The sequence below is a fragment of the Pseudomonas sp. S2_F03 genome (assembly GCF_054668335.1).
Map to the genome: position 1 here is coordinate 1,662,183 of NZ_CP162759.1, position 22,357 is coordinate 1,684,539.

General features: G+C 58.2%; 22 protein-coding genes. 14 read left to right on the plus strand and 8 right to left on the minus strand.

What is annotated here, in order from left to right; genetic code table 11:
- The first annotated feature begins 147 nt into the window (after positions 1–147).
- Both AB4N76_RS07925 and AB4N76_RS07930 read left to right on the plus strand, forming a co-directional pair.
- Positions 148–2,097: an LTA synthase family protein gene (locus AB4N76_RS07925; protein WP_046026459.1), complete on the plus strand. Its 1,950-nt coding sequence runs from the start codon at positions 148–150 to the stop codon at positions 2,095–2,097.
- Positions 2,098–2,151: 54 nt separating this feature from the next.
- On the plus strand, positions 2,152–2,895 hold the full coding sequence (locus AB4N76_RS07930; protein WP_046026463.1) for a phosphatase PAP2 family protein: 744 nt from the start codon (positions 2,152–2,154) through the stop codon (positions 2,893–2,895).
- 185 nt (positions 2,896–3,080) lie between these two features.
- On the opposite strand, the gene groL is transcribed toward AB4N76_RS07930, so the two are convergent.
- From groL to AB4N76_RS07950, 4 genes are all read right to left on the minus strand, one after another.
- On the minus strand, positions 3,081–4,724 hold the full coding sequence (groL, locus tag AB4N76_RS07935) for a chaperonin GroEL (RefSeq protein WP_046026465.1): 1,644 nt from the start codon (positions 4,722–4,724) through the stop codon (positions 3,081–3,083).
- A gap of 49 nt (positions 4,725–4,773) precedes the next feature.
- Positions 4,774–5,067, minus strand: coding sequence for a co-chaperone GroES (locus AB4N76_RS07940; RefSeq protein WP_019827816.1), 294 nt, complete (start codon positions 5,065–5,067; stop codon positions 4,774–4,776).
- A 248-nt stretch (positions 5,068–5,315) separates the two neighbouring features.
- Positions 5,316–5,795 (minus strand): FxsA family protein, encoded by a 480-nt coding sequence (locus AB4N76_RS07945; protein WP_077431349.1) that lies wholly within the window; start codon positions 5,793–5,795, stop codon positions 5,316–5,318.
- Positions 5,796–5,861: 66 nt separating this feature from the next.
- The gene (locus AB4N76_RS07950) at positions 5,862–6,593 is read right to left on the minus strand and encodes a HugZ family pyridoxamine 5'-phosphate oxidase (RefSeq protein ID WP_077431348.1); all 732 of its coding nucleotides are present in this window, start codon (positions 6,591–6,593) and stop codon (positions 5,862–5,864) included.
- Positions 6,594–6,758: 165 nt separating this feature from the next.
- Here AB4N76_RS07950 and AB4N76_RS07955 point away from each other — a divergent pair, with 165 nt between their 5' ends.
- On the plus strand, positions 6,759–7,517 hold the full coding sequence (locus AB4N76_RS07955; RefSeq protein ID WP_046026469.1) for an SDR family oxidoreductase: 759 nt from the start codon (positions 6,759–6,761) through the stop codon (positions 7,515–7,517).
- Positions 7,518–7,650: 133 nt separating this feature from the next.
- Here AB4N76_RS07955 and apbC read toward each other — a convergent pair whose 3' ends face one another.
- Positions 7,651–8,745: an iron-sulfur cluster carrier protein ApbC gene (gene apbC / locus AB4N76_RS07960; RefSeq protein ID WP_460164354.1), complete on the minus strand. Its 1,095-nt coding sequence runs from the start codon at positions 8,743–8,745 to the stop codon at positions 7,651–7,653.
- A 330-nt stretch (positions 8,746–9,075) separates the two neighbouring features.
- Here apbC and metG point away from each other — a divergent pair, with 330 nt between their 5' ends.
- The 8 genes from metG to AB4N76_RS08000 all read left to right on the plus strand — a co-directional run bounded on the left by metG (position 9,076) and on the right by AB4N76_RS08000 (position 16,096).
- Positions 9,076–11,127 (plus strand): methionine--tRNA ligase, encoded by a 2,052-nt coding sequence (gene metG / locus AB4N76_RS07965; RefSeq protein ID WP_077431347.1) that lies wholly within the window; start codon positions 9,076–9,078, stop codon positions 11,125–11,127.
- Between the two features lie 144 nt (positions 11,128–11,271).
- Complete coding sequence (locus AB4N76_RS07970; protein WP_046026472.1) at positions 11,272–11,841, plus strand: electron transport complex protein RnfA; 570 nt, start codon at positions 11,272–11,274, stop codon at positions 11,839–11,841.
- On the plus strand, positions 11,838–13,055 hold the full coding sequence (gene rsxB, locus AB4N76_RS07975) for an electron transport complex subunit RsxB (RefSeq protein WP_077431346.1): 1,218 nt from the start codon (positions 11,838–11,840) through the stop codon (positions 13,053–13,055). Before AB4N76_RS07970 ends, rsxB begins: the two co-directional genes overlap by 4 nt.
- Positions 13,042–14,031, plus strand: a complete 990-nt coding sequence (locus AB4N76_RS07980; RefSeq protein WP_046026475.1) for an RnfABCDGE type electron transport complex subunit D — start codon at positions 13,042–13,044, stop codon at positions 14,029–14,031. Before rsxB ends, AB4N76_RS07980 begins: the two co-directional genes overlap by 14 nt.
- Positions 14,028–14,639, plus strand: coding sequence for an RnfABCDGE type electron transport complex subunit G (locus AB4N76_RS07985; protein WP_046026476.1), 612 nt, complete (start codon positions 14,028–14,030; stop codon positions 14,637–14,639). The genes AB4N76_RS07980 and AB4N76_RS07985 overlap by 4 nt, the downstream gene beginning before the upstream one ends.
- Positions 14,632–15,141 carry an Rnf-Nqr domain containing protein gene (locus tag AB4N76_RS07990; RefSeq protein WP_077431345.1) on the plus strand — a complete coding sequence of 170 codons (510 nt, stop codon included), beginning with the start codon at positions 14,632–14,634 and terminating at the stop codon, positions 15,139–15,141. The genes AB4N76_RS07985 and AB4N76_RS07990 overlap by 8 nt, the downstream gene beginning before the upstream one ends.
- A 29-nt stretch (positions 15,142–15,170) precedes the next feature.
- Positions 15,171–15,809: an endonuclease III gene (gene nth / locus AB4N76_RS07995; RefSeq protein ID WP_046026478.1), complete on the plus strand. Its 639-nt coding sequence runs from the start codon at positions 15,171–15,173 to the stop codon at positions 15,807–15,809.
- Positions 15,810–15,916: 107 nt separating this feature from the next.
- Positions 15,917–16,096 (plus strand): PA3496 family putative envelope integrity protein, encoded by a 180-nt coding sequence (locus AB4N76_RS08000; RefSeq protein ID WP_007898493.1) that lies wholly within the window; start codon positions 15,917–15,919, stop codon positions 16,094–16,096.
- A 93-nt stretch (positions 16,097–16,189) separates the two neighbouring features.
- Here AB4N76_RS08000 and AB4N76_RS08005 read toward each other — a convergent pair whose 3' ends face one another.
- Positions 16,190–16,816 carry a response regulator transcription factor gene (locus AB4N76_RS08005; RefSeq protein ID WP_007943575.1) on the minus strand — a complete coding sequence of 209 codons (627 nt, stop codon included), beginning with the start codon at positions 16,814–16,816 and terminating at the stop codon, positions 16,190–16,192.
- A 627-nt stretch (positions 16,817–17,443) separates the two neighbouring features.
- On the opposite strand from AB4N76_RS08005, the gene AB4N76_RS08010 reads away from it, so the two are divergent.
- Positions 17,444–17,992 carry a hypothetical protein gene (locus tag AB4N76_RS08010; RefSeq protein WP_460164355.1) on the plus strand — a complete coding sequence of 183 codons (549 nt, stop codon included), beginning with the start codon at positions 17,444–17,446 and terminating at the stop codon, positions 17,990–17,992.
- Positions 17,993–18,168: 176 nt separating this feature from the next.
- Here the strand turns inward: AB4N76_RS08010 and AB4N76_RS08015 are convergent, their stop codons facing one another.
- Both AB4N76_RS08015 and AB4N76_RS08020 read right to left on the minus strand, forming a co-directional pair.
- Positions 18,169–19,386: an argininosuccinate synthase gene (locus AB4N76_RS08015; RefSeq protein WP_027922848.1), complete on the minus strand. Its 1,218-nt coding sequence runs from the start codon at positions 19,384–19,386 to the stop codon at positions 18,169–18,171.
- Between the two features lie 129 nt (positions 19,387–19,515).
- Positions 19,516–20,421 (minus strand): flagellar protein MotY, encoded by a 906-nt coding sequence (locus AB4N76_RS08020; protein WP_046026723.1) that lies wholly within the window; start codon positions 20,419–20,421, stop codon positions 19,516–19,518.
- 158 nt (positions 20,422–20,579) lie between these two features.
- Here AB4N76_RS08020 and pyrC point away from each other — a divergent pair, with 158 nt between their 5' ends.
- Together pyrC and rnt are read left to right on the plus strand one after the other, a co-directional pair.
- The gene (pyrC, locus tag AB4N76_RS08025) at positions 20,580–21,626 is read left to right on the plus strand and encodes a dihydroorotase (protein WP_046026481.1); all 1,047 of its coding nucleotides are present in this window, start codon (positions 20,580–20,582) and stop codon (positions 21,624–21,626) included.
- Positions 21,623–22,300, plus strand: coding sequence for a ribonuclease T (rnt, locus tag AB4N76_RS08030; protein ID WP_046026482.1), 678 nt, complete (start codon positions 21,623–21,625; stop codon positions 22,298–22,300). The genes pyrC and rnt overlap by 4 nt, the downstream gene beginning before the upstream one ends.
- Positions 22,301–22,357: the final 57 nt, after the last annotated feature.

The following is a 22,357-nucleotide window of genomic DNA, read 5'->3' on the forward strand; positions in this document are numbered from 1 at the left end:
TGTGACTCAGGGCTAGGGTTACAGGTCGTAGAATCAATTCGCTCAACCAAACGGCTGAACTTACGAGTTTTTCACTATCGGTTCACAACCTGATTACAGTGATAGGCTGACACTGTCGCGCAATTGATAATAAGGAATACACCCACAATGGACTTCTTCAAGACCGCGCCAATGCGCTTTCTCCTGCTGGTGACCGGCGCCTGGCTGGCCATTTTCTTTCTGACCCGAACGGTGCTGCTACTCACTCACCTGGATGAGGCTGGCAGCGGTTTCCTCCCGGTTTTCGGCATCGGCTTGCTGTATGACCTGGGCTTCGTTGCCTATGCAGCACTGCCAATGGGCCTCTACTTGCTGTTGTGCCCGCCGGCCCTGTGGCGCCGGCGCGGTCATCGCTGGTTTCTTCAGGGCCTGCTGACGGTCAGTCTGTTCGCCATGTTGTTCACTGCGGTGGCCGAATGGCTGTTCTGGGATGAATTCGGCGTGCGCTTCAATTTCATCGCCGTCGACTACCTGGTGTATTCCGACGAAGTACTGAACAACCTGCTCGAGTCCTATCCGATCGGCAAGCTGCTGAGCCTGCTCGCGGTGTTGGCCGTTGTCTTGAGTTTCGTATTGCGCAAACCGTTCAATGCCGCGATGACTGCCCCCTTGCCGCCACTGCGCGGGCGGCTGCTCAATGCCTTGGGGCTGCTGATCGTTGCCGGTTTGAGCCTGCAATTGCTCAGCCAGGACGCGCCTCGCGCGCAGGGCGGTAACGCCTATCAAAACGAACTGGCCAGTAACGGCCCGTATCAGTTTTTCGCAGCGTTCCGTAACAACGAACTGGACTACCCACAGTTCTACAAGACGCTGCCAGCTGACGTGGTCGCCAAGCAGATCCGGGCCGAACTGAGCGAGCCGAACGCACGCTTTATCGGCAAGGACCCACAAGACATCCGCCGGGAAATCGATAACCCCGGCACCCCGCGCAAACCCAACATCGTGTTGGTGACCATCGAAAGCTTCAGCGCCAAGTACATGGGCAGCAACGGTGACCAGCGCAACCTGACACCCAACCTCGATGCCTTGCGCAAGCAGAGCCTGTATTTCAACAATTTCTACGCCACCGGCACCCGTACTGACCGTGGCCTGGAAGCCATCACGCTGGCCATCCCGCCAACGCCGGGGCGCTCGATCGTCAAGCGCGTGGGCCGTGAGAGCGGTTTTGCAAGCCTGGGCCAACAGCTCAATGCCGTGGGTTACGACAGCGTATTCGTTTACGGTGGACGCGGTTACTTCGACAACATGAACGCGTTCTTCAGCGGCAACGGTTACCGCGTGGTCGACCAGAGCAGCGTCGATGAAGCCGAGATTCACTTCAAGAACGCCTGGGGCATGGCCGACGAAGACCTTTATAACCAGACCCTGAAACTGGCTGACGCCGACTATGCGAAACAACAGCCGTTTCTGCTGCAACTGATGACCACGTCCAATCACCGTCCCTATACCTACCCGGACAATCGGATCGATATCAAATCCGGTAATGGTCGCGACGGCGCCGTGAAGTACACCGACTACGCCATTGGTCAGTTCCTTGAGCAGGCACGCAAAAAGCCATGGTTTGACAATACAATCTTCGTCTTCGTCGCTGACCACACGGCGGGTAGCGCCGGCAAGGAAGACTTGCCGATCGCCAACTATCAGATTCCACTGTTCATTTACGCACCCAAGTTGATTGAAGCCCGAGAGACGGCACAACTGGCCAGCCAGATTGACCTCGCGCCCACCTTGCTGGGCTTGCTGAACCTGGACTATGAATCGACGTTCTTTGGTCGCAACCTGTTGCAGGACAACCCGCTGCCGCCACGAGTGGTGGTTGGCAATTATCAACACCTGGGGTTGTTTGACGGCAAGGATCTGGCGATCCTTAGCCCCCGCCAAGGGTTGCGACGTCATGATGAAGCGCTGACAGAAAGTCGCGAATCCCGTGCCACCGCCGATGATCCGTTGATCACCCGTGCGATTACCTATTACCAAACCGCGAGTTATGGCTTCAAGCAACAGCTGCTTGGCTGGAAGGCGCCCAAGGAGGGTGCCGGTCAAGTCAGCGATCGTTAACCGAATAGCCCCGGGCTGATGCCCCGGGGCTTTTTCCCTTGTTCAGGATTCACCATGTCATCAACCGTTGTCCGTCCTGCCCCTCGCCCACTCAATTTCTGGGTGTGCCTGGGGGTTCCCGCCGTTGCGGCGATCATCCTGGTGTTGCTCGAACTGACATCGCTGGACATGGACCTTGCCAGGTTGTTCTTCGATCCAGTGGCGGGAGACTTCATCGGGCGCCACAGTTACTTCCTGGAAGACATCCTGCATGACCGCGCCAAGCAAGTGGTCATTGCCTTTTCCGTGTTTGCGATCATCGGCTATATCGCCTCTTTTTTCGTGGCCAGGCTCAAACCGTTCAAGCGGGAACTGGGCTGCCTGGTACTGTCTCTGGGTCTGGCAACCTCGTTTGTCACGCCCATGAAAGCGGTGACGGCGGTGCAATGCCCATGGAGCCTTGAGCAATTTGGCGGCCACGAAACCTATAGCGAATTGCTGAGCCCTCGCCCGCACACGGATAAGCCCGGCCGCTGCTGGCCTGGTGGTCATGCCGCCACCGGTTTTACTCTGTTTGCGCTGTTCTTCGTGCTGCGTGATCGCCGTCCGCGCATGGCTCGCGCGGCGTTTGTCTTCGCCTTATCCCTGGGCACGGTGTTCTCGATTGGCCGGATGATGCAGGGTGCGCACTTCTTCTCACACAACGTGTGGACCGCGATTTTCTGCTGGCTGATTTGCCTGGGATCGTACTACTACGTTCTTTACCGGCCGGCTTTGAGGGTTGAGTCGGTGGCCAAAGCAAAAGCAGTTAGCGCCTGAACTGACGCCATCGCGGGCAAGCCCAGCTCCTACAGGGGACTGCATTAACTCGTGGGACCGGTGGTGCGACGATTCGGCTTGCCCGCGATGGCAGCGACCAGGTCGCCTGACTTACCCGAATCAGGGCAATAAAAAACCCCGCCTGCTTTCGCAGGCGGGGTTTTTTAGTACAGGGTGAGGCTGGCTTACATCATGCCGCCCATGCCGCCCATACCGCCCATGTCTGGCATGCCGCCGCCAGCTGGGCCGTCTTCCTTGATCTCGGCGATCATGGCTTCGGTGGTGATCATCAGGCTGGCAATCGACGAAGCCGCTTGCAGAGCCGAACGAGTCACTTTAGCCGGGTCCAGGATACCCATTTCGATCATGTCGCCGTATTCGCCGGTGGCAGCGTTGTAACCGAAGTTACCCGAACCCTGCTTGACCTTGTCGACCACTACGCTTGGCTCGTCGCCGGAGTTGGCAACGATCTGACGCAGTGGCGCTTCTACAGCGCGACGCAGCAACTGGATGCCAACGTTCTGGTCATCGTTGTCGCCTTTGAGTTCGGAGATAGCCTGCAGAGCGCGAACCAGTGCCACGCCGCCGCCAGGTACCACGCCTTCTTCAACGGCTGCACGGGTAGCGTGCAGGGCATCTTCAACGCGGGCTTTCTTCTCTTTCATTTCAACTTCGGAACCCGCGCCAACCTTGATCACTGCAACGCCGCCGGACAGCTTGGCCAGACGCTCTTGCAGTTTTTCACGGTCGTAGTCGGACGAAGTGTCGGCCACTTGCTGACGGATCTGCAGAACGCGAGCCTGGATGTCAGCCTCAACGCCGGCACCGTCGATCACGGTGGTGTTTTCTTTGGACAGGATCACGCGCTTGGCATTACCCAGGTGTTCCAGGGTAGTGCTTTCCAGGCTCAGACCGATCTCTTCGGAGATGACGGTACCGCCAGTCAGAACAGCGATGTCCTGCAGCATGGCCTTGCGACGGTCGCCGAAGCCTGGAGCCTTGACGGCTGCGACTTTAACGATGCCACGCATGTTGTTCACAACCAGAGTCGCCAGGGCTTCGCCTTCAACGTCTTCGGCCACGATCAGCAGTGGACGGCCGGCTTTGGCAACGGCTTCCAGTACTGGCAGCATTTCGCGGATGTTCGAGATTTTCTTGTCGACCAGCAGGATCAGCGGACCGTCCAGCTCGGCAGTCATGGTCTCTGGCTTGTTGACGAAGTACGGGGACAGGTAGCCACGGTCGAACTGCATGCCTTCAACAACCGACAGTTCGTTTTCCAGGCCCGAGCCTTCTTCAACGGTGATCACGCCTTCTTTACCGACTTTTTCCATGGCTTCGGCAATGATGTCGCCGATGGAGCTGTCGGAGTTGGCCGAGATGGTGCCGACCTGAGCGATGGCCTTGGTGTCAGCGCATGGCTTGGACAGGGCTTTGAGCTCTTTGACAATAGCGATGGTCGCTTTGTCGATGCCGCGTTTCAGGTCCATCGGGTTCATGCCGGCAGCGACGGCTTTCAGGCCTTCGTTGACGATCGATTGAGCCAGAACGGTAGCGGTGGTGGTGCCGTCGCCTGCGTCATCGTTGGCACGGGAGGCAACGTCTTTGACCAGTTGCGCACCCATGTTTTCGAAGCGATCTTTCAGCTCGATTTCTTTGGCAACGGACACGCCGTCCTTGGTGATGGTCGGAGCGCCGAAGCTCTTCTCGATGATCACGTTACGGCCTTTAGGGCCCAGGGTCGCTTTTACTGCGTCAGCCAGGACGTTGACACCGGCGAGCATTTTCTTGCGGGCGGAATCGCCGAATTTAACTTCTTTAGCAGCCATGATCGATATTCCTTAAATACTTTGTAGTAGCGGGAAAATGAGCGGGGAATCAGCCTTCGATAACAGCGAGAATCTCGTTCTCAGCCATTACCAGCAGGTCTTCGCCGTCAACTTTCACGGTGTTGCTGCCGGAGTACGGGCCGAACACAACCTTGTCACCCACTTTAACGGCCAGTGCACGCACTTCACCGTTGTCCAGCACGCGGCCGGTGCCGACAGCGAGGATTTCGCCGCTGTTGGCTTTCTCAGCAGCCGAACCTGGCAGGACGATACCGCCAGCGGTTTTCTTTTCTTCTTCGCTGCGACGGATGACGACGCGGTCATGCAGAGGACGAAGCTTCATTGTCGATCTCTCCTAATTGTGGTTTTCATCGGCCGGTGTATTCCCGGCGGGTTTAACAAATCCGGCGGTGCCGGGTGCGGCTCGACAAGCGAGACGCGGAAGTCTGTCTGGCGTGATCGCCAGAAACCTTGCGGTGACCGTTACATAAGGGCGCATAAGCTTATTACAAGGGCGGGCCAGCAAAAAATTTCACAACGCTGCCCCGCAAACGAACACGGCACCCGAAGGTGCCGTGCAGATGACGCGGTTTACTTGGTGTCACGGTGGTGTTCGAACTCGCCTTCGATCACGTTGGGCTCTCGCCCCAGTGGTTCGCGCGGCGCAGGGCCGCCCCGAGGCTGCAGGTCGTCGGCAAATGCACGCTGACGAATCGCCTGTTCTTCGGCGCGCTGGCGCATTTTATTGGCCAGCAAGCGACGAGAGATCGGCATCAGCAAGATCAAGCCCAGCACATCAGAGACGAAGCCCGGCAGGATCAACAGACCGCCCGCCAGGGCCAGCATCAAGCCTTCGAGCATGGTCTGGGCCGGCAACTCGCCGCGATTCAGGCTTTCACGGGCACGCAGTGCAGTGGCCAGACCGGCGATACGCAGCACAAAAACGCCGAGCATCGAGCCGAGAATGATCAGTAGCAGGGCCGGGAAAAACCCGATAGCCCCGCTGACTTTGACGAATACGAACAGCTCCAACACCGGGAACAGTACAAAGAGCAATAAAAAAGGGCGCATCAAATGGTTCCTCAACGCAAGAATGCCTTGCCAGTAAGCCTTAGATGACGTCGCCCTTTCGTGAATTCAAGCGTCGGCGACTTCTTTTTTGGGCCAATGTTCGGCGTGAGCCAGGAAAACCAAGGCTTCCCGGACTTGTGTCGGCGTATTACAAGGTGCTTGAAACGGCAACCAGTACAGCGCCTGACCGATGCGCAAATGCATGCCTTCGGTGTCGATGCCAGCCAGTTGCGCCGGTTCGGTTTTCGGCAGGCCGGCCAGTTCGACGTAGTGCGCGATGGCTTTGGCGTGATCGGCATTCATGTGCTCGACCATGCTCACTTCGGCTTTGCCGGCAAACGGGTTGGCCAGGGTCAGGTGATCGACCCAATGAATCGCGCCGAAGCCGCCGATGTAGCGGTGACGCACGGGTTTGAGCACCCAGAAATCGAAATCGTGAGCCTTGTGATAGCTCTGCGATTCCGGGAAATAGCGGTAGTAACGCTCGGCAGCCGCTTCAATGGCCGCCTCGTCTTCTAGCTTTTCTGCTTCGGCGAGGTACGTCAGCCGACCAACGGCTTGCACGTCATCGGCCTCACGCTCGCCCACGAACAATGAGCATTTCGGATCTTTTTGCAGGTTATGAGTGTGCTGAGCGATGCGACTGATAAGGATCAGCGGCCGGCCCTGGTCATCCAGACAGTAGGGAACCACTGAGCCAAACGGGTAACCCGGCATGGACTTGGAATGGGTCGACAGCACCCCACGGTATTCCTTGAGAAGCAATTCTCGGGCATTCTTGGCCGCTTCAACGCTCAATTTATGACTCCTTATATAGAATCCGTCATAAAAACGGACAGGCACCTGGGGATAAGTATCCAGCACGCCATCGGGGCAGTTCTCATGTGCAGCCAGGCCACGCCAGGTGCAGATCGAGAGGCCCTCTTCAAGGAAACCACTCTGACCTGCTATTGGGGCATGCGAATGCAACTCACTGACAAAGTAATCATTATCACTGGCGGTTGCCAGGGTTTAGGTCGTTCCATGGCCGAGTATTTCGCCGCCAAAGGCGCGAAGCTGGCGCTGGTGGACCTGAACCAGGAAAAGCTCGACGACACCGTCGCGGCGTGCAAGGCCAAGGGTGCCGAAGCGCGCAGCTACCTGTGCAACGTCGCCAACGAAGAGCAAGTGAGCGACATGGTCGCCCGGGTTGCTGAAGATTTCGGCGCGATCCATGGCCTGATCAACAACGCGGGCATCTTGCGTGACGGCCTGCTGCTGAAGGTCAAGGACGGCGAAATGACCAAGATGAGCCTGGCCCAATGGCAGGCGGTCATCGACGTCAACCTGACCGGCGTGTTCCTGTGCACCCGCGAAGTCGCGGCCAAAATGGTCGAGCTAAAAAACAGCGGCGCGATCATCAATATCTCGTCGATTTCCCGCGCTGGCAACGTCGGCCAGACCAACTACTCCGCCGCCAAGGCTGGCGTGGCAGCGGCCACCGTGACTTGGGCCAAGGAACTGGCGCGCTACGGCATCCGCGTGGCAGGCATTGCACCGGGTTTTATCGAGACCGAGATGACGTTGGGCATGAAGCCCGAAGCACTGGAGAAAATGACGGCCGGTATTCCGCTCAAGCGCATGGGCAAACCGGAAGAGATCGCCCATTCGGCGGCGTACATTTTCGAGAATGACTACTACACCGGCCGGATCCTGGAGATGGATGGCGGGTTGCGTATCTAACGCCCCCAAAACCCTGTAGCAGCTGCCGAGGTACGAGGCTGCGTTGCGTGTCCGCAGGACCGCCCTCGGGAGCCGCTGCGCAGCCCAACGCAGCCTCGTGCCTCGGCAGCTGCTACAACATCTATTCAGCGAATCAATCGTCACTGACGCTGATGTTCGGCATCGCCGGCGATACCGCTTCCTGCAACACGATCCGCGCACCGACATGGCGGGCCAGTTCCTGATACACCATGGCAATCTGGCTGTCCGGCTCGGCGATCACCGTCGGTTTGCCGCCATCGGCCTGCTCGCGGATAACCATCGACAGCGGCAACGAGGCCAGCAGTTCAACGCCATACTGATTGGCCAGCTTCACACCACCGCCTTCACCGAACAAATGCTCGGCATGCCCGCAGTTGGAGCAGATGTGCACGGCCATGTTTTCGACCACGCCCAGCACCGGGATGTTGACCTTGCGGAACATCTCCACGCCCTTGCGCGCGTCCAGCAACGCCAGATCTTGCGGGGTCGTGACGATTACTGCACCGGCCACCGGGACTTTCTGTGCCAGGGTCAACTGAATGTCACCCGTGCCTGGCGGCATGTCGATGACCAGGTAATCCAGGTCGCCCCACGCAGTCTGGGTCACCAGTTGCAGCAGCGCACCGGACACCATCGGCCCACGCCAGACCATCGGAGTGTTGTCGTCGGTCAGGAACGCCATCGACATCACTTCAACGCCATGGGACTCGATCGGCACGAACCACTTCTGATCCTTGACCTTTGGTCGGGTGCCTTCAGCGATGCCGAACATGATGCCCTGGCTTGGACCGTAGATGTCCGCGTCGAGAATCCCCACTTTGGCGCCTTCACGGGCCAGCGCCAGCGCCAGGTTCGCAGCGGTGGTGGATTTGCCCACGCCACCCTTGCCAGACGCCACGGCCACCACGTTTTTCACGTTCGCCAGCCCCGGGATCTGCGCCTGAGCCTTGTGTGCGGCAATCACGCTGGTGATGTCGACGCGAGCAGACGTCACGCCGTCCAGGCCTTCGATGGCCATTTGCAGCATCTGTGACCAGCCGCTCTTGAACAGGCCGGCGGCGTAACCCAACTCCAACTGGACACTGACGCGATCGCCCTGGATGTCGATGTTGCGCACACACCCGGCGCTGACCGGGTCCTGGTTCAGGTAAGGGTCGGTGTATTGGCGAAGGACGGCTTCCACCGCTGCGCGATTGACGGCGCTCATGGGCAACTCCGATAGCAAGACAGGAAAATCAGGCAGGTATCCTACCTGTTCTGTTGGCCGGACGGCATGCTTTCAGGACGTGACAATTATCCTGTGGCCAGATGCAACCTGTAGCAGCTGGCGAAGCCTGCGTTCGACTGCGAAGCAGTCGTGTATCCCGGCAACCCGGATGACCTGAAACACCGCGGTGTCCGGTTTTACGACGGCTTCGCCGCCGGACGCAGCCTTCGGCAGCTGCTACAAAGGTCCGCGGTGCCGGTCGCGGGGGTGAAAAATATGTGCCGGCGCTTTATAGTGGCCGACCTCCGTTTCATCAAGTAGCCGAGCCCCATGTCCGAGCCACGCAAGATCCTCGTCACCAGCGCCCTGCCCTACGCCAATGGTTCGATCCATCTTGGCCACATGCTGGAATACATCCAGACCGATATGTGGGTGCGTTTCCAGAAGCACCGCGGCAATCAATGCATTTATGTCTGCGCCGACGACGCCCACGGTTCGGCGATCATGTTGCGCGCGGAAAAGGAAGGCATCACCCCGGAACAACTGATCGCCAACGTCCAGGCTGAACACAGCGCCGACTTTGCCGAGTTCCTGGTGGACTTCGACAACTTCCACTCCACTCACGCAGAAGAAAACCGTGAGCTGTCGAGCCAGATCTACCTGAAGCTGCGCGACGCCGGGCACATTGCCCAGCGCTCGATCACGCAATACTTCGACCCTGAAAAGAAAATGTTCCTGGCCGACCGCTTCATCAAGGGCACTTGCCCGAAATGCGGCACCGAAGACCAGTACGGCGACAACTGCGAAAAATGCGGTGCGACCTACGCGCCGACTGATCTGAAGGATCCGAAGTCGGCCATCTCTGGCGCCACGCCGGTGCTCAAGGATTCCCAACACTTCTTCTTCAAGCTGCCGGACTTCCAGGAGATGCTGCAAACCTGGACCCGCAGCGGCACGCTGCAAGACGCCGTCGCCAACAAGATCGCCGAATGGCTGGATGCCGGCCTGCAACAGTGGGACATCTCCCGCGATGCGCCGTACTTCGGCTTCGAGATCCCCGGCGAGCCAGGCAAGTACTTCTACGTGTGGCTGGACGCGCCGATCGGCTATATGGCCAGCTTCAAGAACCTGTGCAGCCGCACGCCGGATCTGGACTTCGACGCGTTCTGGGGCAAGGACTCCACCGCCGAGCTGTACCATTTCATCGGCAAGGACATCGTCAACTTCCACGCCCTGTTCTGGCCAGCCATGCTCGAAGGCGCCGGTTTCCGTAAACCGACCGGCATCAACGTCCACGGCTACCTGACCGTCAACGGTCAGAAAATGTCCAAATCGCGCGGCACCTTCATCAAGGCCCGGACTTACCTGGATCACCTGTCGCCGGAATACCTGCGTTATTACTACGCGGCCAAGTTGAGCCGTGGCGTCGACGATCTGGACCTGAACCTTGAGGACTTCGTGCAGAAGGTCAACTCGGACCTGGTCGGCAAAGTCGTCAACATTGCCAGCCGTTGCGCCGGGTTCATCCACAAGGGCAACGCCGGTGTACTGGTGGCCGGCAATGCCGCTCCAGAGCTGACTGACGCGTTCCTGGCGGCGGCGCCGAGCATTGCCGAGGCTTACGAGGCTCGCGACTTCGCCCGCGCCATGCGTGAAATCATGGGCCTGGCCGACCGTGCCAACGCCTGGATCGCTGACAAGGCCCCGTGGTCGCTGAACAAACAGGAAGGCAAGCAGGACGAAGTCCAGGCTATCTGCGCGCTGGGCGTCAACCTGTTCCGCCAGTTGGTGATCTTCCTCAAGCCGGTCCTGCCGTTGCTGGCCGCCGATGCCGAGGCGTTCCTGAACGTCGCGCCACTGACCTGGAACGATCACGCAACCTTGCTCAGCAACCATCAGCTGAACGAGTTCAAGCCGTTGATGACCCGCATCGACCCGGTGAAAGTGCAAGCCATGTCCGACGCCTCGAAAGAAGACCTGACCGCCAGCCAGACCGACACTGGCGAGGCAGCACCTGCCGGCAACGGCGAGCTGGCCAAGGATCCGCTGTCGCCGCAGATCGAGTTCGACGCCTTTGCTGCCGTCGATCTGCGCGTCGCACTGATCCTCAAGGCCGAACACGTGGAAGGCGCGGACAAGCTGTTGCGCCTGACCCTGGACATCGGTGACGAACAACGCAACGTGTTCTCCGGGATCAAGAGCGCTTATCCGGACCCGTCCAAGCTCAATGGTCGCCTGACCATGATGATCGCCAACCTCAAGCCACGGAAAATGAAGTTCGGCATTTCCGAAGGCATGGTGATGGCGGCCGGCCCTGGCGGTGAAGAAATCTACCTGCTCAGCCCTGATAGCGGCGCCAAGCCGGGTCAGCGCATCAAGTAAACGTGTTGCAGTAAACCGATCCCACAGTCGTGCATGACGCGACTGTGGGATTTTCATATCTGGCCCCCCCTCCGTCCTTGCCGGATAATGCCTAAGCTTTTTAGACCGCTGAGTTAAAAAGCCCCCGTTCTTGCCGGCACGATCATGACCGAAATACTGCTTACGCTTATCAGCGCTGCCCTGATCAACAACGTCGTGTTGCACTGGCCGCTGGGCGTCGATCCACTGGTGGGCAATGAGCATCGGCAAGTCCATGCGCTGGGTATAGCGACGGCATGCCTGACGCTGATCGTCGGCCTGTCGGGCTATTTGGCCAACCGTTGGTTGCTGGTGCCGCTGGATCTGACATCACTGCGTCTATTCGTGTTCTTGCCATTGAGCGTTCTGCTGATTGGGCCATTGTTGAAAGCACTGTCACGGTTACTGCCGACACTGGCGTTCGACGGCCTCTGGCCACTGCTGGCAGGCAACGCGGGCGTGCTCGGCCTGACGCTGCTCAACGCCCAGGACGACAAAGGATTCTTTCACGCAACCGCCCTGAGCCTCGGCACCGGGCTGGGGTTTTGGCTGGTGCTGAGCCTGTTCAGCGATTTGCGCCAGCGCACACTCGATAACGATATTCCCCTGCCCTTTCGAGGCCTGCCGATCGAGTTGATCGGCGCCGGACTGATTGCAGTGGCATTTCTCGGATTTAGCGGACTGATCAAAACATGAGTCTGATTCAACGCATCGATACCCTCTTGCCCCAGACTCAGTGCGGCAAGTGTGGCCACCCCGGATGCAAGCCCTACGCCGAAGGCATCGCCAGCGGTGAGCCGATCAACAAATGCCCGCCCGGCGGCAGCGAAACCATCAAGGCCCTGGCCGAGTTGCTGAAAATACCGGTGCTGGAACTGGACATCAGTCGTGGCTCGGCCCCGGCGCAGATAGCCTACATTCGTGAAGCCGAATGCATCGGCTGCACGAAATGCATCCAGGCTTGCCCGGTTGACGCCATCGTCGGCGCGGCCAAGTTGATGCACACAGTGATCGTCGATGAATGCACCGGTTGCGACCTGTGTGTGGCGCCCTGCCCGGTGGACTGCATTGAGATGCGACCGCTGCCGCTAGACACGGTGCTGCCGATTGTCGGCGGACTGGCCACAAGCCTTGAAGAGCAACAGGCACGCGCCGCCAAGCGCAACCGGGCACGACGCCGATTTGAACAGCGCAATGCCCGCCTGCAGCGCGAAGAGGAACAAAAACTCGCTGAACGCCAGGCCCGTGCCCAACGCTCCGTTGTGCACAGTGAAGCGCCTACGACCGACCCGGTACAGGCAGCCCTTGAACGCGTGCGCGCACAAAAAGCGGCCAACGCCGATGCCACGTTGAAAAAGGCCAAGATCGACCTGGCGATGAGTCGGGCGCAACTGAACAAGTCGCTCAAGGCCTTCGGGCATCCACCGACCTTCGAGCAGCAGTCGCAACTGATCGTGTTGCAACAACAATTCGAGGTGGCCGAGCAGGCCTTGGCGCAACTGGAAAGCATTTCACCGCCACCCGCTGCGCCAACCATTGCACCGGCGAAGGACGCCGATCTCAAACGCGCGAAGATCCAGTTGGCCATGCGTCGCGCCGAACTCAAGAAAGCCCAGGCCAGCGAAGCACCGGCCGAGCAGATCGAAGCCCTGCAACGTGCACTCGGCGAAGCGGAACATGCTTTGCACGCCGCTGAAGCAGCGAGCGACCAACCTCTACCGGACCTGGTGCGCGTCGAAAAACGTCCCATCGACAGCCAGCTTCGACAACTGAAAACCGAGCTGGCCTACGCCCGTGCCGACGTCAGCAAGCTTGAACGAAGCGTCGACACCCCGAGCGAATTGATCGACAAGGCTCGCGCGCGGCTGCTGGAAGCACAGCGTCAGGTGGATGCCTATGTCGCCCCTTGAGCCGGTGGACGAACGCCTCCAGCAGGCCATGAAGCTGGTATTACTGGCGACCGTGCCGGGGATGCTGACGCTGTTTTGGCTGTATGGCTGGGGCGTATTGATCAATCTGATACTGACGGCGGTGACCGCGTTGGCTGTTGAGGGCGCCGTGATGCGACTGCGCCAGCGCCCGCTCATGCCAACCTTGAGCGACGGTAGCGCGCTGGTCAGTGCGACCCTGCTGGCGGCGGCCTTGCCCCCTTACTGCCCGTGGTGGCTGACGGTCTGTGCGTCGGCGTTCGCACTTCTGGGCAAACAGTTGTATGGCGGCGTCGGCAAAAATCCGTTTAACCCGGCGATGCTCGGATTCGCCTTGGTGCTGGTGACCTTTCCTCAGCAAATGACGCACTGGCCGTCCTCCCACGGCATGGATCTGCTCGGCGGCTTGCAACACATTTTCGGCTTCAGCCTCGGCCAGACACCGGACGCCTGGGTGCAGGCCACTGCGCTGGATAGCCTGCGCATCAATAAAAGCCTGACCATGGATGAACTCTTCGCCGGCAACCCGGCGTTTGGCCATTTCGGCGGGCGCGGCGTGGAATGGGTCAACCTGGCCTTTCTGGCTGGCGGTGCATTTCTGCTGCAACGGCGGGTGTTCGGCTGGCATGCGCCGGTCGGCATGCTCGCGAGTCTGTTCGTCATCAGCCTGCTGTGCTGGAACGGTTCGGGTTCCGACTCCCACGGCTCACCGCTGTTTCATCTGCTCACCGGCGCCACCCTGCTGGGGGCCTTTTTCATTGTCACGGAACCGGTGTCCGGCGCAAAAAGCCCCGGCGCCCGATTGCTCTTTGGCATCGGCGTGGGCTTACTGACTTATCTGATACGCACCTGGGGCGGCTATCCGGATGGCGTGGCATTTGCCGTGCTGTTGATGAACCTGTGTGTGCCGGCGCTGGAGCGTTTTGTCGCGTCCAGGCAGGAGCAAGTAACCCCATGAGCCGCGCATCGAGTGGTGTGATTGTGGTGTTACTGGCCGGACTGGGAATCGGCGCGACCTACCTCGTGCAACAGACCAGCGCACCCCGCATTGCCGCGACACAACGGCTGATCGACAGCCGCAAGCTGCTGGACCTGCTCCCGCCGCAACAGTACGACAATCAACCGCTGGAACAGCCACTTGCCCTCGTCGGCATCCCGTTGGCCAACAGCACACTGCTGGGTGGCTACCTCGCGACCAAGGGCGGCCAACCGAGCGCCGTATTGCTGCGCAGCCAGACCCTGGGCTACGAAGGCTCGATCGAGTTGTTGATCGCCATCGACACTAGCGGCAAGTTACTGGGGGTCAAAACCCTCAAGCAATCGGAAACCCCGGGGTTGGGCGCAAAGATTGCCGAATGGCCCAATGCCTGGCTCCAGGTGTTTGCCGGAAAATCTCGGAACGACCCCGGCGACACGGGCTGGGCGTTGAAAAAGGATCAGGGGCAATTCGATCAGGTGGCGGGCGCCACCATCACCTCAAGAGCGGTGATCAGCGCCATTCATGACGCCTTGCGTTACTTCGATGAACACTCGCAACACATGATCGGGAACAGCGCTCATGACTAAGTCATCGACCCTGCAAAACTCGCTGATGCTTGCGCCCCTGATCGGTGCAACGACCTCCTGGACGGCGGCGCTCGGGCTGTGGCTGATGTTCATCGTAGTCATTAGCGCTTATGGCGTTGGCATGTGGGCCTTGCGATCCCGGCTGCTTCCGTCCGCCCGCTTGCTTGCCTGCATCCTGCTGGCCGCCACGCTGACCAGTTGCGCGCAAATGGCAGCACAGGTCTGGTCGCTTCAATGGCACCAGCCTTTGGCTCTTTACACCGGATTGATTGCCTTGCAATGCGTTGTGCTGGAATACAACGGATTTTTCCAGAGCCCACGCCTTGATCGGCTACGTCTGTGCGCTCTGTTTGGCGTGTTGATGGTGGGCTTGGGTCTGCTGCGCGAACTCATTGGTAATGGTGGCCTGCACCTTGCCACCCTGGCCCCTGGCGGATTCATCCTGCTGGGGGTACTGATCGCTGTACGTCAGGCGTGGGCCCGTTCGACGCCCTCCCATTGATTGACTGTTTTCGAGGAAACGCATCGCCCATGAATGCCGCAAAACGTTTGGAAATTTTCCGCCGGTTTCACGAAGACAATCCGGAGCCGAAGACTGAACTGGCTTATTCATCGCCGTTTGAATTGCTGATTGCAGTGATTCTTTCCGCCCAGTCGACCGATGTCGGCGTCAACAAGGCCACAGCCAAACTCTATCCAGTGGCCAATACGCCAGCGGCGATCCACGCGTTAGGCGTCGAGGGGTTGTCGCAATACATCAAGACCATCGGTTTGTTTAACAGCAAAGCGAAAAACGTGATCGAAACCTGCCGCCTGCTCGTGGAGCGCCATGGCGGCGAAGTACCGCAAACCCGCGAGGAACTGGAAGCGCTGCCCGGCGTCGGTCGCAAGACGGCGAACGTGGTGCTCAATACCGCCTTTCGCCAACTGACCATGGCGGTGGACACCCACATCTTCCGGGTCAGCAATCGCACCGGCATTGCTCCCGGCAAAAATGTGGTCGAGGTGGAGCAGAAACTGATGAAGTTTGTGCCCAGGCAATACCTGCTCGATTCCCACCACTGGTTGATCTTGCATGGGCGTTACGTGTGCCTGGCTCGCAAGCCTCGCTGCGGCAGTTGCCGGATCGAGGATTTGTGCGAATACAAGCACAAGACCTCAGACGATTGAGGCACTATTAAAAATATTGATGTATCGATTGAAAAAATCTTTTTTACCCGCCGGACGATTGCCGATATAAGGGGCGCCAAAGGCAGTCTTAGCCTGGAGTTGACCTTATGAGCACTGGCAAAGAGCAATTGGACGTAGAAGACGACTTCACACCCGTTGAAGCCGATGACGCTGAACCGGTGGTTGAAGTGGCAAAGACCAACCTGAGCAAACGTCGCACCATCGACAATTTGCTGGAGGAGCGCCGACTGCAAAAGCAATTGGCCGATTACGATTTTGACTTGTAGCACTTAAAAGCCTCCCGAAACGGAGGCTTTTTACTAAGTGCCAATTCTTGATGAGCGCCCTCTCATCGTGACCTCGTCAAATGATAGCGACACTTATACCAAGCCATTGCGTTGAGCCAGTTCAATCAGATCGACCAGGGAGCGAGCATTGAGCTTTAACAACAGCCGGGTCTTGTAAGTACTGACGGTTTTATTGCTGAGGAACATTCCATCGGCGATCTCCTTGTTTGTCTTTCCTCTGGCCAACTGTTGCAAGACCATCATTTCGCGCCCCGAAAGGCGATCAACCATATCGGCTTCACTGGCATTTCCAAGGCTGGACCGAACGGTATGCAACGCTTGATTCGGAAAGTAACTGTAGCCTGACAACACGGCTTTTATCGCACTGAGCAATTCAGTGAGGTCCTGCTGTTTGCAGACATAACCGGCAGCCCCCGATTGCATGCAACGCATGGAGAAATGCCCAGGCGCCTGCGAGGTCAGTATCAACACTTTCAGCGGCATCGCCGTCGATGTCAGTCGCGCAATGACTTCCAATCCATCCAGCTTCGGTATTCCAATATCCAGAATGACAATATCCGGCATAAGTTCGCGGGCAAGTTGCAGTGCGTCCACGCCGTTATCTGTTTCTGCAATGACTTCGTAGCCATGTCGCTCCATTAGCATACGTACCGCAAGACGAATGACGGGGTGATCATCCACGATCAGCACTTTATTCATGGGCAAGTCCAATTTCGCTGTTCGAATTTTTAGAGCCCGCACAATAGCCTAGTCGTTTCATCCGTGGCATGCCGCCCCCCTCGGCGACCCGCACCGAAAGACATTCCCTACAAACAAGAAGGATAAGTCTTACAAAAAATGCACAAATACTGTGTGTCTGAAATTTAACCTGCCTGCCAACGCACCGCTTTCAAAATGTTATTTGTATCGATTCACATCGAAGAAATGAAAAAAATACTGAGCGGACGTCCCGGCAAACGATAAAAACTGAACTACGCTCAAGAATCAACCGGTGCGTCAAGATAAAATACTTCGTCCCTGAACGCCAAACACCCCACTCCCGACTCAAACCATTATTAAAAACGAACAATCGGCAACACTTAAATACAAAGGCCCGCCTGATACTTATTAAATACGAATAACAAACACGCCGAAACCACCACAAACCCAGCTACGATAGCAATCACCAACAAACCAAACAAAGGGCACATACCCACAAGCAACTTCACAAACAAATAAACCCACAAACATCAGCAACATAAACCAACCGACAAAACAAACTAACCGAGAAAACTATTATTTATGAGCATAAAACATGATGAAACCCCAAAAAGAATTACCAACCCCATGACAATCATTGCATTGTTCGCAACACTGTCTGAAGCATCAGCAGCTATTTCTCTTCCCTTTCTCGACGATGAAGAGCGCGAGATTTACATCTGGTTCCTTATTAGTTTTCCCTTTTATTTGCTCTTGCTATTCTTTGCCACACTCAATTTCAACTACCGATCACTCTATGCCCCCTCCGATTTTGAGAAAGGAAAGCATTTCATAAAGGTCATGTCCGACGTGGATAAGCCGGACCGCCTCCCCCCGACAGACTCCACCGAGCTGCTGGTCGAGCATCAAGTACGATTACCGACATCGTTCAGAGGCTTGTACATCATCGATGTAAGAAGGATGAGCAAGAAAATGGACTTCAACACCTTGATTGAGGAGGCCCGGCCATCTCAGAGGACCACTGCGAGGTTGACAGTGTTTCTCACCTGTACCGACTCAGAGGCATTGCTGCAGGAAAGCGCGCTCAAGTATTCAAGGCAAGCCAAGAAGCGCCACAGCCCGGTGTTCTGGGTGGCTTACAACGTGAGTTCACAGGATATGACGACTATGGCGTGAGTGCCCGATAGCCGAGGAGGACAACGCTCCAGGATTCAGAGAGAGCAAAAGCAGAAGTCATCGAACGCGTAACAAGAAGAACGCTGGATAAGCAATGTACGGCAGGAACTGCTCCCTTTTCAGATCTGTGGCCTTGTCACCGACAAGGCCACAGCTCTATCACCGCTTCAACGGGCTCAGAAAAGCTTCCGGCCCTTGTTCGCAGCAATGCGCATGCGCAAGGCGTTGAGCTTGATGAAGCCCGCCGCGTCGGCCTGGTTGTAAGCGCCGCCGTCTTCTTCGAAGGTCGCGATGTTGGCATCGAACAACGATTCGTCAGACTTGCGACCGGTCACGATCACGTTGCCCTTGTACAGTTTCAGGCGAACAACACCATTCACGTGGGCCTGGGACGCATCGATCATCTGTTGCAGCATCAGACGCTCAGGGCTCCACCAGTAACCGGTGTAGATCAGGCTGGCGTATTTCGGCATCAGCTCGTCTTTGAGGTGAGCCACTTCACGGTCCAGGGTGATCGATTCGATCGCACGGTGAGCGCGCAGCATGATGGTGCCGCCCGGGGTTTCGTAGCAGCCACGGGACTTCATGCCCACGTAACGGTTCTCGACGATGTCGAGACGACCGATACCGTGTTCGCCACCGATGCGGTTCAGGGTCGCCAGCACGGTGGCCGGGGTCATTTCGACGCCGTCCAGTGCAACGATGTCGCCGTTACGGTAGGTCAGTTCCAGGTACTGAGGCTTGTCTGGAGCGTTCTCCGGGGAGACGGTCCATTTCCACATGTCTTCTTCGTGCTCGGTCCAGGTGTCTTCCAGCACGCCGCCTTCATAGGAGATGTGCAGCAGGTTGGCATCCATCGAGTACGGGGATTTTTTCTTGCCGTGGCGCTCGATCGGGATGTTGTGCTTTTCAGCGTAATCCATCAGCTTTTCACGCGACAGCAGGTCCCATTCGCGCCACGGAGCGATCACTTTCACGCCTGGCTTCAAGGCGTACGCACCCAGTTCGAAACGAACCTGGTCGTTACCCTTGCCGGTGGCGCCATGGGAAATGGCGTCAGCGCCGGTTTCGTTGGCGATTTCGATCAGGCGTTTGGCGATCAACGGGCGAGCGATGGAAGTACCCAGCAGGTACTCGCCTTCGTAAACGGTGTTGGCGCGGAACATCGGGAAAACGAAATCGCGTACGAATTCTTCGCGCAAGTCGTCGATGTAGATCTCTTTGACGCCCATGGCCTGTGCCTTGGCGCGTGCAGGTTCGACCTCTTCGCCCTGACCCAGGTCAGCGGTGAAGGTCACGACTTCACAGTTATAAGTATCCTGCAGCCACTTGAGGATCACCGAAGTGTCCAGGCCGCCGGAATACGCCAGAACGACCTTGTTTACGTCCGCCATGCCATCACTCCACGGGGTTCTACGGAAAGCCGGGAAGTCTACCGCTCAAACGGGACAATTTACAGAGGCGCGACAGCTTATGACGACGAAGCGACAGAATCTGTCGAGAGCGCGACGATGACCGGCAAGTCAGGAAGTGGCCGCCGGCGTGCCTGATGCGATTTGAGGCGCGACTTTATCGGTCGGTGCCACACGCTCCAGACGTACCGCGACCCGGCGATTCTTCGCCCGATTGGTGGCACTGGTGTTCGGCGCCACAGGGTAACGCTCGCCGTGGAAGCGCAGGGTTATCTGCGACTCCTGGATACCGTTGGCCTTGAAAAAGTCCATCACCGCCAACGCGCGGCGGCGTGAGAGCTCACGGTTGGTCAGGCGATTACCGCTGTTGTCGGAGTGCCCGTCGAGCTCAATGTGATTGACCGACGGATCAGCCTTCATGAACTCCAGCATCACCTGCAACTTGGCCTTGGCCTGTGGATCAAGATCGATGCTCTCACCCGGGAAGCCGACTTCGGACTGTTTAACCTGTTCGAAATTCTTTGGCAGCAGGTTCGCCACGCAGCCTTGGTAGTCGTTGAATGCCTTGCTGAACTTGACCGGCAACAGACGCACTTCCGACACCCGGCCATCGCCGGAGGAGTGCCGGACTACCGGACTACGGCCATCGATGAGCCCACTGATCAAGCGCCCGGCCTGAGCTTGCGAGCTGTTGAACAGCACGTTGCCGCTGCCGATCCGCACGGAGCCCAGGTTGATGTCGCCGCGTCCTGGTTGCCAGGGTGCCGCAGCCGCCAGCAAGGTCGCCGAACCACCGCCGATCATCGCGTTGTAGGCTTTCAGACGAAACGTCGCCTGCTCGCCGGCACGGCGAACGAATTCACCCGACCCGAAATCGGTGATCGGCTGAATCAGGCGACATTCGAACTTGTCCCCTTCGACCGTCCACTCAATATTCTCCAGACGGGTCTGGAAAGTGAGCGCCATCGCAGGAAGGCTGGCAAACACACTGAGCAAGGCTAAATAACGCTGGCGCACGGGAGGCTCCACTGGCTTCTGCAACAAAAAGACCGACACACGCGTGTTTACGGCTACGTAGTTCATATCGGTACGTTCCTGCAAAACTTGATAGCGAGTGCCTGCAAGAGTCTTTTCCGGTAGCATTCCCCTGAGTTTGACCCGCCTGGAATCCCCTCATGTCCGACCGCCTGACCCTGCTGCGTCCCGACGACTGGCACATTCATCTTCGCGATGGTGCCGTGTTGACCAATACCGTTGCGGATGTCGCGCGCACCTTTGGTCGCGCGATCATCATGCCCAACCTGGTACCTCCGGTGCGCAACGCCGCTGAAGCCGACGGCTATCGCCAGCGGATTCTCGCTGCACGCCCGGCCGGCAGTCGTTTTGAACCGTTGATGGTGCTCTACCTGACCGACCGCACCCAGCCCGAAGAAATTCGCGAGGCCAAGGCCAGCGGTTTCGTGTACGCCGCCAAGCTGTACCCGGCCGGCGCGACCACAAATTCGGACTCTGGCGTCACCAGCATCGACAAGATTTTCCCTGCACTTGAGGCCATGGCCGAAGTCGGGATGCCGTTGCTGATTCACGGCGAAGTCACCCGTGGCGATGTCGACGTGTTCGACCGCGAAAAAATCTTCATCGATGAGCACATGCGCCGTGTGGTCGAGCGTTTCCCGACGCTCAAAGTGGTGTTCGAACACATCACCACAGCCGACGCCGCGCAGTTCGTCAACGAGGCTTCGGCCAACGTCGGCGCAACCATCACCGCGCATCACCTGCTGTACAACCGCAACCACATGCTGGTGGGCGGAATCCGGCCGCACTTCTATTGCCTGCCGATCCTCAAGCGCAATACGCATCAGGAAGCCCTGCTCGACGCCGCCACCAGCGGCAGCGAAAAGTTCTTCCTCGGCACCGACTCGGCGCCACACGCCCAGCACGCCAAAGAAGCCGCTTGCGGTTGCGCCGGTTGCTACACCGCTTTTGCTGCGATCGAGATGTACGCCGAAGCGTTCGAACAGCGCAATGCGCTGGACAAGCTCGAAGCGTTCGCCAGCCTCAACGGCCCGCGCTTCTATGGCCTGCCAGCGAACACCGACCGCATTACTTTGGTCCGCGAAGAGTGGACCGCCCCATCCAGCCTGCCATTTGGCGAGCTGACTGTTATCCCGCTGCGCGCCGGTGAAAAACTGCGCTGGCGCCTGCTGGAGGAACACGCGTGAGTGAAGACCATTTCGACGACGAACAGGACGGTCAAGGCGGCGGAGGCGGTCCTCGTCATCCGATGGCAGCCAGATTCCGTGGCTACCTGCCAGTTGTCGTCGACGTAGAAACCGGTGGTTTCAACTCGGCCACCGATGCCCTGCTGGAAATTGCTGCAACTACCATCGCGATGGATGACAAAGGGTTTGTGTACCCCGACCACACTTACTTCTTTCGTGTAGAGCCGTTTGAAGGCGCGAACATCGAAGCCGCCGCGCTGGAGTTCACCGGGATCAAGCTCGATCATCCGCTGCGCATGGCGGTGAGCGAAGAAGCTGCACTCACCGATATCTTTCGTGGCATCCGCAAGGCCCTGAAAGCCAACAGTTGCAAACGGGCGATTCTGGTTGGGCACAACAGCAGCTTTGACCTGGGCTTCCTCAACGCAGCGGTCGCACGCCTGGACATGAAACGTAACCCGTTTCATCCATTCTCCAGCTTCGACACCGCCACCCTTGCCGGTCTGGCTTACGGTCAAACCGTACTGGCCAAGGCTTGCCAGGCGGCGGATATCGACTTCGACGGTCGTGAGGCTCATTCAGCTCGCTACGACACCGAGAAGACGGCCGAGCTGTTCTGCGGCATCGTCAATCGCTGGAAAGAAATGGGCGGCTGGGAAGACTTCAACGACTGATCTGTCGTCAGGTTTATCCCGCGCATAAAAAAACCGGCCTCAAGGGCCGGTTTTTTT